Origin of the sequence: Leptolyngbya subtilissima AS-A7 (assembly GCF_039962255.1) — a bacterium.
GTDB lineage: Bacteria > Cyanobacteriota > Cyanobacteriia > Phormidesmidales > Phormidesmidaceae > Nodosilinea.
The window spans coordinates 29,401-44,757 of record NZ_JAMPKY010000009.1 but is presented as its reverse complement, the minus strand read 5'-3'; the positions used below and the strand labels follow the sequence as shown (position 1 = coordinate 44,757).

12 protein-coding genes are annotated in these 15,357 nt (G+C 52.9%); 7 read left to right on the top strand and 5 right to left on the bottom strand.

The genetic code is table 11. From position 1 onward, the window contains the following. Positions 1-615: 615 nt before the first annotated feature. The 3 genes from NC979_RS18695 (at position 616) to NC979_RS18685 (ending at position 3,412) form a co-directional block, all read left to right on the top strand. A complete protein-coding gene (locus NC979_RS18695; protein WP_190516381.1) occupies positions 616-1,368 on the top strand; it encodes an SAM-dependent methyltransferase in 753 nt (250 codons plus the stop codon). Between the two features lie 214 nt (positions 1,369-1,582). Further along, positions 1,583-2,032, top strand: coding sequence for a hypothetical protein (locus NC979_RS18690; RefSeq protein ID WP_190516379.1), 450 nt, complete (start codon positions 1,583-1,585; stop codon positions 2,030-2,032). A 531-nt stretch (positions 2,033-2,563) separates the two neighbouring features. After that, on the top strand, positions 2,564-3,412 hold the full coding sequence (locus tag NC979_RS18685; protein WP_199308714.1) for a VanW family protein: 849 nt from the start codon (positions 2,564-2,566) through the stop codon (positions 3,410-3,412). A gap of 174 nt (positions 3,413-3,586) precedes the next feature. Here NC979_RS18685 and NC979_RS18680 read toward each other — a convergent pair whose 3' ends face one another. Beyond that, entirely contained in the window at positions 3,587-4,378 is a 792-nt protein-coding gene (locus tag NC979_RS18680; protein WP_190516377.1) for an SDR family NAD(P)-dependent oxidoreductase, read from the bottom strand. 533 nt (positions 4,379-4,911) lie between these two features. Between NC979_RS18680 and NC979_RS18675 the strand changes: the two genes are divergently transcribed. Then, positions 4,912-5,583 (top strand): glutathione S-transferase family protein, encoded by a 672-nt coding sequence (locus NC979_RS18675; RefSeq protein ID WP_431191086.1) that lies wholly within the window; start codon positions 4,912-4,914, stop codon positions 5,581-5,583. Between the two features lie 107 nt (positions 5,584-5,690). Further along, positions 5,691-6,044 carry a GFA family protein gene (locus NC979_RS18670; protein ID WP_242023909.1) on the top strand — a complete coding sequence of 118 codons (354 nt, stop codon included), beginning with the start codon at positions 5,691-5,693 and terminating at the stop codon, positions 6,042-6,044. Between the two features lie 163 nt (positions 6,045-6,207). On the opposite strand, the gene NC979_RS18665 is transcribed toward NC979_RS18670, so the two are convergent. Next, positions 6,208-7,122 (bottom strand): NmrA family NAD(P)-binding protein, encoded by a 915-nt coding sequence (locus tag NC979_RS18665; protein WP_190516372.1) that lies wholly within the window; start codon positions 7,120-7,122, stop codon positions 6,208-6,210. Beyond that, positions 7,115-7,867 carry a red chlorophyll catabolite reductase gene (locus tag NC979_RS18660; protein ID WP_190516370.1) on the bottom strand — a complete coding sequence of 251 codons (753 nt, stop codon included), beginning with the start codon at positions 7,865-7,867 and terminating at the stop codon, positions 7,115-7,117. The genes NC979_RS18665 and NC979_RS18660 overlap by 8 nt, the downstream gene beginning before the upstream one ends. 427 nt (positions 7,868-8,294) lie before the next feature. Between NC979_RS18660 and NC979_RS18655 the strand changes: the two genes are divergently transcribed. Further along, positions 8,295-10,205, top strand: a complete 1,911-nt coding sequence (locus NC979_RS18655; RefSeq protein WP_190516369.1) for a fumarate reductase/succinate dehydrogenase flavoprotein subunit — start codon at positions 8,295-8,297, stop codon at positions 10,203-10,205. 124 nt (positions 10,206-10,329) lie between these two features. Here NC979_RS18655 and NC979_RS18650 read toward each other — a convergent pair whose 3' ends face one another. Further along, positions 10,330-12,141, bottom strand: a complete 1,812-nt coding sequence (locus NC979_RS18650) for a cation:proton antiporter (protein ID WP_242023908.1) — start codon at positions 12,139-12,141, stop codon at positions 10,330-10,332. Between the two features lie 733 nt (positions 12,142-12,874). Here NC979_RS18650 and leuA point away from each other — a divergent pair. Beyond that, positions 12,875-14,575, top strand: coding sequence for a 2-isopropylmalate synthase (leuA, locus tag NC979_RS18645; protein WP_190516367.1), 1,701 nt, complete (start codon positions 12,875-12,877; stop codon positions 14,573-14,575). 64 nt (positions 14,576-14,639) lie between these two features. On the opposite strand, the gene NC979_RS18640 is transcribed toward leuA, so the two are convergent. Next, positions 14,640-15,230, bottom strand: coding sequence for a GAF domain-containing protein (locus NC979_RS18640; RefSeq protein ID WP_190516365.1), 591 nt, complete (start codon positions 15,228-15,230; stop codon positions 14,640-14,642). Positions 15,231-15,357 lie beyond the last annotated feature (127 nt).

The following is a 15,357-nucleotide window of genomic DNA, read 5'->3' as shown; positions in this document are numbered from 1 at the left end:
CCCGTACTTGCTTCGCGTTGGCCAAGTCAGACCTGTAGACCTCTAGGGTGGCACTGCCCACCTTTCACCTTCTGCTCTCACCAAGGATTTGATGGGGAGGGTTTGGTGGTGAGTGAATCATTAGGGTGGTGGACATTGCCCACCCTACCCACAATAAGCTTCATTACTGTGTCAGGTTGGTTTGTTGCTGTGCCAATTTGCGATTAGAAGTCGGGTGCCTGCTGTCTTCCCAAAACTGGGCTCCAGGCAGCAGGCACACGGCTTCTTGGCGAGAAACTACTCAATCAGCAGGATCTTGGTGAGTATCGCCATCCATTGGTTGGGTTGGTCGGTGGGGATGGGGTCGCTCCAGTCGTTGGGGTCAGCGTAGCCGTAGGCGTGAGCGATCGGGGTCACAGATGCTCTTGGAGATTGCAAACCCAAAAGCTACTGGATAAGCACCCAGTGAAAGGGCTTATCCAGCATAATTGACCGATAAGACCCCCAAATTCAGGAGTTAACCATCAAAAGCGATCGATAACACTCTGAAACAAGGAGCTTATCCAGCAGCTTTGACACTTAATACATAGTTAAACGGCAAGAGCCTCTTAATATTAAAAACTACCAAAAATCCATATGAGTACAGACACTCAAACTGAGTACATCACCGCTTTGATTAATTTACACTGTGGACGCGATCGTAAAGGGCCGGGTGACTCTGACTTCTCGCGCCACATTTTGAGCCATCTTTCTACTTTGCCGAGCAAGCCGCGAATTGCCGATCTCGGATGTGGAAGCGGTGCTGGTGCGTTGCTGCTTGCACAACACTACCAAAGCACGGTCATGGCAGTTGATTCTTCTTCGGTTTTTATCGACGAATTGGCAACGCGTGCAAAACAGCTTGGTCTTGAGCATTTAATCATTCCGATTCAGGGTGATATGGCTCAACTTGATTGGTCAGCGGGTTCAGTTGACCTGCTTTGGTCTGAGGGAGCGATTTATCATATTGGGTTTGAGCAGGGTCTTAAACTGTGGCGACCGCTTCTTACTAACAGCGGTATTGCCGTTATATCTGAGATGAGTTGGTTTATTGATAATGCGCCAGATCCTGTGAGCGCGTATTGGCAAAATGCCTATCCGATGATGGGGGCTGAAGCTGAGAATATCGCTCGGGCAAGTCGGTCTGGCTTTAGCGTACTCTCTACGCATCGGCTGCCGAGTCAGGCTTGGTGGGTCAATTACTATGAACCGCTTCGTGAGCGAATACAGCAGATCAAAATTACCGCAATTACTCAATCCGTTATTCGTGAAACTGAAGAAGAGATGCGACTGTTTGAAAAATTCAGCGACTCTTATGGTTATACGTTCTACGTTCTGCAAGCAGCTTAGAAAAAGGCCGTCCGTCTAACAATTCAAATGCAGGCGGACGGTTGAAAGCCTCTGGTGCTGAGTTCGAGTTTGTCTGCCGCCGCTGATTTGAGTTGTTATACCTCTACTGATCGGTGGTATTAACGTAGTAACACGCCATGGCAACGGACAGTTGGTTTAAGCCGGTGGCAAAGTAAAATCAATTACAGCCGCTACATTTAGCGTTATCTCACATATGGGTGTGCCGCTCGACGTTTTCAGACTCTACCAAATTTTGGGCAATCCGACCCCGCATTACGTGCTGGCAAAAGCTGTGCGTCCGGACTTTCCAAACTGGAATCAAATAGCTGAGGACGCGGCGATCGACGAGGTAGAGCGACGACTCAATACAGTAGTGGAGCAGAAAGTTGGCCCGCTCGCCGCAAGAAATGCAGAGATTATCGCAACTTGGGAAGGGGGACTGCCCGCCGGCGATTGTTTCTATGAGACTGCGTCAGACATCAATGTGCCAATCTGGTTCGCACTCGACGCAGTGCATCCAGGATATTTTGTCTTTGGCATGCATCCTAATGAGGCGACTTTCTGGCAATCTATCGAAGAGCTGTCGCGGGACGGTGAGATTTGTCCGATCACAGATTACATCCGTCCCGCAAAAAACGTGGAAGTCCGCTTTGTTCAGTTATGACTAGCTCCTGTAGCGAGTAGGTTGGGTTTCGCTATCGCCAACCTTAACGAAACCATTGCTAGCGTCGGGTTATTACCTTTGGCAAAGCTGCACAACTTGAACCTCAACCCAACTTACAGAGTTGGTACTTCTCCACTTTTCCAAAATTCCTCAGCCTACAAGCGCTATCTATAGCGATCGCGTCCTCTAGGAATAGTAAACAGCATGGCAGAGACCCGGTCCCTTGGGCGTGAAGGTGTGACGGTGCTGGAGCGACGCTTCCCGCCAACCATAAAGGAAAGCTGGCCTGTAAAGGAAAGTTGACAGATTGCAGACTGCGACAAAGGGGTAGCTATACTGATTTTTCTACCTAATACGCTACTTAGGGCACTTAAGCTGCCAAATTTTCACCCCATCTGCCATAAGGGTATTAAGCAGAAAGTTTCTCTTTAATAACGAGGCGGCTTCTAGAAGCGGAATCGCTTGAGCTCCATCAAATCTGTCGGGTGCATCAATAGAATCTGTCAGGTAACCGATCAAGGAGTCGCCGTTTTGAAAGAATGGAAACGATCTCTGCGTATTAGCCTCAAGCATGCTAGGAGCCTGCTTCATGGCTACCCCTTTTTTTATGCTCATCAACAAGCTCCCCATCAATCAGATCTTTATCCTCATTTATGGTGTGATTCTGTCACTGCTATTCCAGATCGTGGCAGTCCAGAAATTCGGAAGAATCGTGTCTCAAATTTGCAGCTAGCTGCAAGCAAAATTCACCAGCTTCAACTTAACCCTGGGCAAATCTTCAGCTTCTGTAATCGTGTAGGCGACCCAACCCTGAGTAATGGGTTTAAGGCAGGCCCTGTGTTTGTGCGCGGTCAAGTGCAAACGGGGGTTGGTGGCGGATTGTGCTTAATTGCTACTAACCTATTTCATACATTTTTGGTCTCAGGCTGCCAGATTCTAGAGCGACATTGCCATAGCATCGACGCTTACGGAGGCGATCGCTTTTATCAGCTTGGTCAAGATGCTGCAGTCTCCTATGGCTATAAAGATTTGATCGTCCGGAATCACAGTGCTGTAGCACTACAGTTGCGCTTACAAGTACTGCCGGAAGCAGGTCAGGTAATCTCTAGTTTATGGGGTCAATCTCCTTCCCCCTGGAAGGTTAAAGTTGACTCTGTGGTTTTGCAGGAGTTATCGTCTCCAACAACTGACATTTCTGGCTGGGTCGTTGAAACTCGACGCTCTGTGCGCGATCGCACAGACAATTCAAAAGCAAGAACTGGATCGAAAACCATAACTGAAGACCGTTCATGGCGACAGGATTACTGCACCATTAGTGTTTATCAACCCTGTACTGACAGCAGTTTTGAGACTACCGATCAGCTCGATCAGATAGCATGAGCAATGACTCAGAAAGCGGGGCCACTGTTTATAGCAGCTAAAGGAGTAAGGGCATCTAAGCGACGAGCGCAGTGAGTAGTCAGAGGCAGCATTATATTCACTTGGGTTCTGCTTGCAGCGTTTGCAGTTCGTCTTATGCTCCACTTTTCAAACAAATAAGCTCAGGGGATACTCTCATTTGTCAAAATCATGTCCTAATATCAACTTCCAGAAGCTAGAAACCCACTCTCGCGGCACAAACCGAGGCAGCGTAGCCAGAATAGGGTTAATTAGACTGCCAGGAATCACGATCGGCTCTCGTTTCTCAAATGCATTGAGGGCATCTTGTACAACAGTCTTGACCGGCGTATCGATTTTTTCGGCGACGTTAATCAGGGACGACGGAAATCCCGCTTCTTTGAAGAACTTAATGCCAGCTGGTCCTGGACAAACAGCTAGTACATGCACGTCATAGCTGCGATTCTCGGCCCACAATGCTTCGCTAAAGCTGAGAGTAAATGCTTTTGTTGCCGCGTAGATCGAGAAGTAGGGCATAGACTGAAACGCAGCCACTGAGGACATATTAATTATCCCTCCAGTTCGACGCTGTCGCATTCCAGGTAAGAAACGATGGCTCAAATCCACAATTGTTGCAATATTAAGCTGCACCATTTTAAGCTGAAGGTCTCGATCGCTTTCGGTGAAATCACCGTAATCTCCAACTCCAGCATTGTTGACCAATAGGTCGATCGATCGCCCAAGCTGCTGCACAGTTTGAAAGATAGTTTCTGTTGCGTTCGGTGCTGTCAAATCTTGGACGATAATGTCTACTTGAATTTGATGTTGATGCCTGAGAGAATCAGCAAGTTCCTGTAACTTGTCCTGGGAACGAGCGACCAGCACAAGATCGGTTTGGTGCGCTGCTAATTGTTGGGCAAATGCTGCACCAATGCCAGCAGAGGCTCCGGTGATCAAGGCTGTCGTCATACAAGTTTATCTTTCACTCTACTAAAGTAGATTCGGCTAAGTTCATAGTTTCTGCATCATTCCGAAGAGCTATTACTACGATAATTAAGGGAGTAGTAATACAGTAGCTATATCTAACTACTCGGTTGCAGCTAGCAGACAGACACTTTGGTGCAATTCTAAGGTGTGCTCCGTACCGCTGAACTAATCCGTCACTAGGCTGCTGGCAATCAATCGATGAAACGTTGGGCTAGGGCAGCCTAGTAACTTCATCGCTCCAAATTGTGTCTATGGGGCGAGGGCCAAAGACTTGTTTGAAGGGCGATCGCGATTAACCACCCTTACTCCTTACTGGCTAACCTGAAAGACAGTGCGAGCGCAGATCTCTTGTAGATACTGTTTAGGCCGGTTGAAGGAAGAGGTTATTAGCATCCGGTAATTGCGATCGTTAGGCTCACAGTTAGCTACCAGTGAAAAAATCCTGTGGGTTGTCGATTTTGTATTGCGCCATTCGACAACGAGAGCAAGCACACAATCCGTCAAGGAGCAGGAAAATGGGCAACCGGAGTTCTCAAATGGTCCCTACCATCACCGCCTTTGAACAGTCGCCCGATCGTGGCCAGGGACTAGCACGTGACATGCCCGTGCGCTGGGCACTTGAGGAAGTAGGCCAGCCCTATGATGTTCGTCTTGTTTCATTCAGCGCGATGAAAGAAGCTACCCACCGTGCGCTGCATCCTTTTGGGCAAATACCGACCTATGAAGAAGGCGAGCTCGCCTTATTCGAGTCGGGGGCGATCGTGCTCCACATTGCCGAGCGCCATGTGGGTCTTCTGCCACAAGATGCCAATGCTCGGGCGCGCGCCATCACCTGGATGTTTGCAGCGATCGCCACAGTAGAGCCGCCCATCGTGCAGCGCGAAGCCGCGATGTACTTAGAGCGCGACAAGACCTGGTACGAAGAGCGTCTGCCCCTCGTCGAGGATCGCATCCGCAGCCGGTTAGATGACCTTTCCAGGCGGCTTGGCAATGCTGATTGGCTCGACGATGTTTTCAGCGCCGGTGACCTGCTGATGGTGCAGGTGCTGCGCAGACTGGGCGGCTCAGGTATTTTGGAGCAATATCCGACCCTCGCTTCCTACGTCGTTCGTGGCGAAGCGCGACCCGCATTCAAACGTGCTTTTGACGCCCAATTAGCAGTTTTCACTGGGCAAGCAACCGGCTGATGACGGAATGAGCGAAATCGGAGCCAACTTGCCCTACTCGTCTTCAAGAGCAAGGAACAAACCCGGAAAACCAGCGCACGTCCATAGCTAGCTTACGTCTACACTGTATGTCCAACACTTTGGTTGCGTCCCTATCGGGTTGGCCTTTAGCCCTGTTTCAACTGCCGCAACACTATGGAGCCCTCTTCTACGCTGCCGCGATCTTCCCTCAAGATGCCGTAGCGATCGCTGGCGAAACCCGCGACTACAAAGGGCGGTTTTTCTGCCCTCGCTGCGGCTCATCCGTTTTTGCACGCCCCGCAGACAAAATCGAAGTACACCTAGGCTCCCTAGCTGCCCCTGACCAATTGATGCCAACCTACGAAAACTGGATCATTCGTCGTGAGTCATGGTTGCCGCCGCTTCCACTAGCAAAACGGTACGAGCGCGATCGCCACGCCACAAGTCGCGTTGAAGAGTAGGTCATACGATTAGATCCTCATCTCCAGCCACAACGGATGCGATCGCTCTTCAGTGGATTAAGCACTGGGGTCGGTAGCAAACTGAACCCAACAGTGGAAGTTGAGTTCCGCCAGCCCAGACCAATCTACAACTCGTAAACTCTCGCACCAACCCTTGGGAATCTTATAAATCTTGGTAAGTCAACTCTGGGTTTGCCCAACTGGTTTCTGCCAAAAAATCAGCAAAAGTGGTAAGCAGCCCAGGAAATTCCTCTCTTAGAGCAGAAACATCTGCTTGATAACCCTGCTTGCGATACCACTGAATCAAATCGAACAGCGACTTGCGAAACAAAAGCAAAAAAATCCAGAGAGGTACTTCTTTGTAAACCACAGTGCTTCCCTGTGCGTTAGCAAATGCCGCCGTCATTTGTTTGGGGGTCAACACGTCTCCGGCCAGCTCGATGTCTTTGCCGACATACTCAGAGCGGTGCTTCATCACGTATGCGGCCACTCGCCCCATGTCTTTTGTCGTAATTAAATGAAGCGGCCTATCGGGTTGAACTGCAAAAGGAAAAGACCCTTTAAGAATAGACGGGCGAGTGTATTGCTTCCAAAACTCCTCCATAAATAAGCAGGCGCGCAACATAGTTGTAGGCAAATTTGCCTGCTTGAAAATTTGCTCTACTCGATATTTTTGCTCAATGTGAGCAATGCCAGACTTGCGATCGGCGCCTCCCGCAGAGTTATAGACAATATGGCTGACATTGGCTTGCTTAGCAGCTTGGGCAATTCGCTGTGCCCTTGCCACTTCCTGGGGGTCAGGTTTAGCAGAATCTGGAGCAGTTGCGTGACAATAGACGGCTGAAACATCTGCGAAAGCTGCTTTCAATGAAGACTCGTCATCAAGATCGGCTTCAACTAGCTCAACACCGCTGTTGTGTAATTTAGATAGGGAAGGACGCTCAAGGTCGATTTTGCGAGTAATGGCACGAAGGTCGGTTACCTTTTGTTCGAGCAATCCTTTGACAGCATTGCTGCCCGTGCCCCCAGTCACACCAATGAGTAGCACTTTGCCGATCGCTGCTTCTGAGTTACTCATAGTCCTTGCTCCACAACGCGCGGATCAACTGATCTGCCAGCTCTGCCCCAAAAATTTGCGTGGCTACAGCATTGCCTGGATCTCGCTCGGCCACAGTTTTTCGCATCAGTAGATCTCGTTTTGCCAACGCAGCTTGGTGCTCTACGGGGACAGGTTCTGCCTGCTTCACCCAGGTGAGCCAGCGAGAACACATCTCTTGGGCAGTACGTTCAATCAATGCAAGAGAGTCTTGGGTCGTAGGGCAGGTAAAGCAAAGCGGCGTTGGGGACTGCAACTGCCTAATGTATAGCGCCTTGCTTACAAACAAAGACAGATTAGGATTCTCCCGCAACGCCGTGTAAGTGGCATTCAAAGGCTCATAGTATTGTTCTGTATAGCTTAAGTCAGTCCACAAATCGACTCTAGGTATGTAGTCAATGTAGAAGAAGAGGTCGGGCTTTGTGCCAAATTCAAAGGCTAAGTGAGGCACTTGAATCAGTGGACTTAGCCAAAGAGTCAAGCGCGTAGTGCCAAATTTCATTTGAGCGGCATTAAACCACGAATAGACCAGCCAATCTAGCTCTTCTCCAGTAAAAGTCAGAAGCGAGCCTGTCACGTTGCCATCAGGGCTCTGAAAGCTTTGAAGCGGTTGGTTTGGCTGAGGAAAAGCCGCAATTTGTCGGGTTACTTCTCCTTGCAACTCACTCAAAATGCTTTGCAGCTGTGCAAATAAGGTGGCATGGCTTAGGTCAACTTGAGAAGTCATTACTGATTTAATAAGTTAACTGCTTGTCAAATTGTGATTTCACGAGCCAGCATCAAAAGCTAAACTTTCCTGGATTTTAGGCTTGCAGAGGAGGGTGCGATCGCCACTACACAATATTCTGTGACTGCGAGTAAATAATAGGGCGACTAGAGCCTGTGTTCAGTGGGAGTCTAACATATTGTCTAAACAGACCGATCAGAGACGCTTACTCGGAGTTTTGGATGGTTTTGCCACTCAACTTTGTCATTATTGCTAAGCCACATGCAATGTAGAGAGGGTGAAACCGAGTAGGCAACTCGTTTGATGAAACTGTGATTGAGCAGGCTTGGGCAGTGGTTGAACAGATAGCGCGAAGCACAGCGACTGTGTAAATGCAGACAGGTCTAAAATAGACGTATACGCTGCGCCTCATCTTCCCCACATCCCCATGCTTGACCCCCGCATTCCTGCTGGCTCGCTAAATCAGAAATGGAGCGACTTTAAAGACCACTGCCGTCTGGTCAGCCCCAAAAACAAGGCTAAGCACACCATTCTGGTGGTGGGCACCGGGCTAGCGGGGGCTTCGGCGGCGGCCACCTTGGCAGAGCTAGGCTACAACGTCAAAAGCTTCTGCATTCAAGACTCACCTCGGCGCGCCCACAGCATTGCCGCCCAGGGAGGCATCAACGCAACGAAGAATTACCCCAACGATGGCGACAGCGTGTGGCGGCTGTTCTACGACACCATCAAAGGTGGCGATTATCGCTCCCGCGAGGCGAATGTGCATCGCCTCGCCGAGATCAGCAGCGGCATTATCGACCAGTGCGTGGCCCAGGGCGTACCCTTCGCGCGGGAATACGGCGGGCTGCTCGACAACCGATCCTTTGGCGGTGCCCAGGTATCGCGCACCTTCTACGCAAAAGGTCAGACGGGGCAGCAATTACTCCTCGGGGCCTACAGCGCCATGATGCGCATGGTGCAGGCCGGCAAAATCGAGGTGTATGCTCGCCGCGAAATGCTGGAACTGGTGGTGGCTGACGGCAAGGCACGGGGCATTGTGGTGCGCAACCTAGTCACAGGGGAGCTAGAGCGCTACGCCGGGGATGCGGTGCTGCTCTGCACTGGGGGCTACGGCAATGTCTATTACCTCTCGACCAATGCCAAGAACTCTAACGTGACGGCGGCCTGGCGCTGCCATCGGCGGGGGGCCTACTTTGCCAACCCCTGCTACACCCAGATTCACCCCACCTGCATTCCGGTGTCGGGCGATTATCAATCGAAACTTACGCTGATGAGCGAGGGCCTGCGCAACGACGGGCGGGTGTGGGTGCCGCTAAAACCTGGGGATACTCGCCATCCCGACGACATTCCCGACGCGGAGCGCGACTATTACTTAGAAACTCGCTACCCTGCCTTTGGCAACTTAGTGCCTCGGGATGTGGCCTCGCGCAATGCCAAGGCCATGACCGATGAGGGGCGCGGCGTAGGCGATACGGGACTGGCGGTGTACTTAGATTTTCGGGATGCGATCGCTCATCAAGGCCGCGACACCATCGCCGCCCGCTACGGCAACCTGTTCGATATGTACCAGCGCATCTCGGGCGAGAACCCCTACGAAACGCCGATGCGCATCTACCCCGCTGTGCACTACACCATGGGCGGGCTGTGGGTTGACTACCACCTGATGAGCACCATCCCCGGTTTGTTTGTGCTAGGCGAGGCGAATTTTTCTGACCACGGCGCTAACCGATTGGGGGCCAGCGCGCTGATGCAGGGCTTGGCGGATGGCTACTTTGTGATTCCCTACACACTGGGCGACTACATTGCAGGGCAGTCTTTGCCCACTGTAACCACCGACGACGATGCCTTTGGAGAAGCCGAGGCCAGCGCCAAGGCCCGCATTACCAAACTGCTGAGCATTGGCGGCAGCAAGACGGTGATGGAGTTTCACCGCGAGCTGGGTTGCATTGTGTGGGACTACGTGGGCATGGCGCGGAATCGGGAGGGCTTGGAGAGTGCGATCGCCCAGCTTCAAGACCTGCGAGCCGAGTATTGGCAAAACCTCAAAATTCCTGGGGAGGCCAACACCCTAAACAAAAATCTGGAGTTTGCCGGACGCGTCGCTGACTTTATTGACTTAGCAGAGCTCATGGCCCGCGATGCTCTTCAACGGGAAGAATCTTGCGGAGGGCACTTTCGCGAAGAGTACCAAACCCCCGATGGTGAGGCCAAGCGCGACGACGAGCATTTTGCCTTTGTGGCAGCGTGGGAATATGCGGGGGAAGGGCGATCGCCCCAGCTGCACCGCGAAACTCTCGAATTTGAGAATGTGCAGCTCACTCAGCGCAGCTACAAGTAGTTAAACGAAAGCCCCTAAAAGCAATGCTTCCAGGGGTTACCCAGAGTGCCTGGCGTCGGGTGTAGATGGCGAGCGCTCGGCAAGAATGAGCCCAGATCAAAGCGGTACAACCATGACGCTGAGCTTATGAAGCACTTCTTTCAACTTTTTCGCTCTTCTGTTTTCGTTCTTTTGCTGTATTTCTATACCCCTCGCCCACCTGAACCGCCGGGCGAATGCTGCGGTAGCGATCCTGGCGAATCCAGTCCAGCACCGACTGAATTTCAATTGACTGTTCACCCAAGGTATTAAGCACGTGAGAGCCCAGCTCTAGAGCCGCCTCAAACTCGGGCTGCACCACCTCCCTGGCTCCCAGCTGGGTGAGCACGTCGATCTCTTCGTTGTTATGCGATCGCGCAATGATATCCAGCTCGGGTGCTCTCAGCAGTGCCCGTTGCAGCACCAGGCGGGTGGTTGTCGGGTCAGGCAGGGTAATAGCCAGGGCCTTGGCGGTTTCGAGAGAAGTTTTCTCGAGCACCAACTCGCTGTCGGCGTCACCGTACACAAAGGGAATTTGCACCAGGGGCGCGTGGCGGTTGCGCAGGCGCTGAATCGCGGTTTCGCTATTGTCGACCACCAGCACCGAGTAGCCCCGGCTGAGCAGCACATTGACCAACACCTCGCCTACCCGGCCATAGCCCGCCACAATCACATGGTCGTGAATGTCGCCGGGCACCGACAGCAGCTTTGGGTCTTCGGCCTGGTTGAGAAAGTCTTTGAGCACCGGCAGGTTGTGCAGCCAGTCGGCCACCTTGGGGGCTAGGTTAATCCACAGGGGGGTGAGCATGAGAGAAATGGCGATCGTGCCCAGCAGCAAGGAGTAGCGCTCCTCGTTGATCAACCCCAGCTCTAGCCCCATCAGCGCCAGCACAAAGGAAAATTCACCGATTTGGTTGAGCCCAAAGCTGGCCCTTACCGCCGTTTTGAGCGAATAACCAAACCCCAGCACAATTGGCAAAATAATCAGCGCCTTGCCCACCATGATCAGCGCCACCAGCTCTAGAATGCGGCCCAGATCGCTGACGATCAGGTGAGGATCGATCAGCATGCCAATGGAGGCAAAGAACAGGCAGGCAAAGGTGTCGCGCAGGGGCAAGATCTTGCCCAAGGCCTGGTCGGCGTAGTCAATTTCAGAAATCATCAGGCCAGCGACGAAGGCTCCCATGGCGATGGAGAGGCCCAGGAAGGAGGTAATCCAAGCAACGCTCAGGCAAAGGGCGACCACGGTGAGCAAAAACAGCTCGCTGCTCTCGGTGGCAGCAATGTGCTGGATCAACTGGGGCACTACCCAGCGGCCCAAGGCGATCGCCCCTGCCAAAAACAGCCCAAACTTGAGCGCCGCGATCGCCAGCGCTGGCCCCAGAGCGTCGGGCTGGTTAAGCACCGGCAGCACCGCCAGCATCAGCCCCAGGGCAATGTCTTGGGAGATCAGCAAACCCAGCATCACCTGGCCGTGGACGGTAGCAGTTTCACCGCGATCAGTGAGGGTTTTGAGCACTACCGCCGTCGATGACAGCGACAGCACCAGCCCCAAAAAAACGCCCTGGAGGGGCGAATTGGCTGTGCCCGACAGCAGCGATACCGAGCACACCAGCAGCGTGGTCAGCCCCATCTGCAAAAAGCTGCCCTTGAGGGCGATATCCTTCACCCGCTTCAGCTCGGTCAGCGAAAACTCCACACCCAGAGCAAACAGCAAAAAGGCAATGCCCACTTCCGCCAAGGCCTCAATTTGCTCTACATCGGTCTGTAGCCCAAGACCAAAGGGGCCGATGATCAGCCCAGTAACAAGGTAGCCCAGCAGCGCCGGCTGCTTTAGACGATGGGCGATGTAGCCGCCGATAGCAGAGCACCCCAGGGCCAAGGTTAAATCGAGGACAAAGTTCGGTTCAGCGGTCATACAGGATCACGTTAGGGCATTGAGAATGAGAACGTCTTACAAAGCCCCCTGCACGAGTAGACGCAGGGGGCTGAAAACAGCCAAAAACAGCAGCTTGAGCTAACAAGGGCTAGATGTTGCCCTGGCTAACCGCTCAGCAATCGAAAGGAGCGAGATCCCCGACTTCTATTGTCACTAATAAGTGGTGTGCGCGCTATCAACTGGGCTGAGTTAAATTAACCTCTGGATAATATTTCCTGTGCTGCGATCGCGCCGTTGACCCATCCTATCTAGAGCGAGCCCGCCGCTCAGAGCGAGCCGCTCTCGCGATCGCGAAGCCTCAGCTCTTGACGCTGCTTTGCAACGCAGTTACTATGCGTGTGTTGTGCAATTTTGCGCCATCCCCGTTCGATGTTGTCTTTGCAGCTATCCCTCGCTCCTCTCTTCAGCCTGCTCCTAGGGCTGGGACTGCTGCTGCGCCTTGGGCGCAACTAAATTTTGAAATAAAGGCGAAATGCCCTGAATAGCTCGACTCCCCAGGTCAAAGGTTTTTCCTAGACCTAGCTACTGCTGGGAAGTTTGAGCGCTGTTATCCGGCTCGAGCGGGGTGCAGGGTATAGGGTTTACGGTCCGCCTCTACCCCTATACCTTGCACCTTCAACCCTTTCTTACACCTGAAACCCTTCTCTTCACCCTTGTCATAGTCAATGGCTAGGCAAGCTTTTTTACTGCTGAAACTTTAGAGACAAAACCCATGTTGATCAATCCCGCCGAAAAGTATCGCCCCTTTGCGCCGATCGCATTGCCCGATCGCACCTGGCCCAGCCAGGTAATCACCCAACCCCCGATTTGGCTGAGCACTGATCTGCGCGATGGCAACCAGGCGCTTATCGAGCCGATGTCTGTCGAGCAAAAGCTACGGATGTTTGAGCTGCTAGTGGCGATCGGCTTTAAGGAAATCGAGGTAGCGTTTCCGTCGGCTTCGGAGACCGACTTTAACTTTGTACGCCGCCTGATCGAAGAAAACCGCGTGCCGGATGATGTGGAAATTCAGGTGCTCACTCAGGCGCGGGAAGACTTGATTCGTCGCACCTTTGATTCCCTTGAGGGAGCTAAGCGGGCGATCGTCCATGTCTACAATGCTACAGCCCCGGTGTTTCGGCGGGTGGTGTTTCGCAACGACAAAGCGGCAACGATCGCACTAGCGGTAAACGCCGCAACCCTAATCCGCGATTTGGCGGTAGAGCGCCCTGCAACCCAGTGGCGCTTCCAGTATTCGCCGGAGGTGTTTTCCCAAACCGAACTGGAGTTTGCTCGGGATATCTGCAATGCGGTGTTGGAAGTCTGGCAGCCGACGCCCGATCGCAAAGCGATCATCAACCTGCCCGCCACGGTAGAAAGCGCCACCCCCAACGTGTTTGCCGACCAGGTGGAATGGATGCACCGCCATCTCGCCTACCGCGACAGCGTGAACTTAAGCGTGCACAACCACAACGATCGCGGCTGTGCGATCGCCGCCGCTGAGCTAGGCCAAATGGCTGGAGCCGATCGGGTGGAGGGCTGCCTGTTTGGCAATGGCGAGCGCACCGGCAATGTCGATATCGTCACTCTAGCGCTCAACCTCTACACCCAGGGCATTCATCCGGGGCTAGATTTCTCGCGCATTAACGAAGTGGCTCGCATTGTCGAAGACTGCACTCAGCTGCCCATTCACCCCCGCCACCCCTACGTAGGTGACCTGGTATTCACCGCATTTTCAGGCTCTCACCAGGATGCGATTCGCAAAGGCTTTGCGGCCCGTAACCCAGAAGATCTGTGGGACATGCCCTACCTACCCCTCGATCCCGCTGACCTGGGGCGCTCCTATGAGTCGGTGGTGCGGGTAAATAGCCAGTCGGGCAAGGGGGGCATTGCCTTTTTGCTAGAGCGCGACTACAACCTCAGCCTGCCCCGCCGTTTGCAAATTGAGTTTAGCCAGATAGTGCAGCGCGCCATGGATGCCACCGGCAAGGAGATGACCGCACCCATGCTGTGGGATCTCTTTGAGCAGGAGTATCTGCGGGTCAACTTGCCGTTTAAATACGTCAGCCACCACTGGCAGGATGATGAAACACCATCGGCCATTTCCACAACCTTGGAATGTAGTGATGTAAGATTCACCCGGGCGGGACATGGCAATGGGCCCATCGACGCCTTTGTGGATGCCCTAAATCTAGGGATTCGGGTGCACAGCTACGAAGAGCGGGCCATTGGGCACGGCAGTGATGCCGATGCGATCGCGCTAATCGAGATCGCCGCCGACTGGCTAGAGGGCACCATCCACGGGGTAGGCATTCACAGCAGCATTGTCACGGCCTCGCTGTTGGCGGTGTTGAGCGCGGCTAACCGGGGACTGGCGACCTTAACCCCTAGCCAGAGACAAGCGGTTTTGTCCTTGCCGCAAACTGTTTCCTAGACAGCGCTTCTACGGGTGAATGCTGGCTGCCAACGGTCGAGCTGTATTCACCCGTGGATTTCTGCTATCTACTTGTTGCCAACTCTGGCTCAGACTTCACATAGTCTATGGCGAAGGGCGTGAGCTGGGTAACGGCCTGCTCAATGAGTTGGCGATCGCCCTGGCTCCACACCCGGGGAACTTCAAAAACACAAGCTTGCAAAATGCCCCACAGGGTTTGATCCGAGCGCAGGTGGGCATGAATCAAGGCTCGATGGCCAAAGGTTTGGTGCTCAAACTCACGGTTCAACACCTCTGAACCAGCGGTTTCCACATCCTCTACAAAAATGCTGGGCTGCGCTTTGAGGGCAGCCGCAAACATGGGGTCGTCCTTTGCCAAGGCGGGATCTTCCGGTTTCCACGCAGGGTCATAGATTGTAGGTATCGATGGCTGTTTTTTCCAACAGAAGGGCACCCGCCCTAGCTGAGTGTCGGGAGAGCGTAGGTATAAAAAGACGCGATCGCACTGCAACTGCTCTCCTAACTTGGCCAAAATATTATCCATTACTCGGGTTGAATGCTGGCTATGGAGCGGTGCCTCAAACAGTTGATGAATCAGTGTTTCGAGCGTGTCGTCGCGGGTCACATCAGGAATGAAGTTGTTTAGCTTGGGCATAGCTCTCTTTAGAGGTTGCATCAGTACCTTAGAACTGTCTTCTACTGCTTTTCCCCTGTCATGATGAGGTTTTAGTCTCGTTCTTTCGAGAGAAATACTTTGGTTAGGGGATGTGAGCATCTGGAGC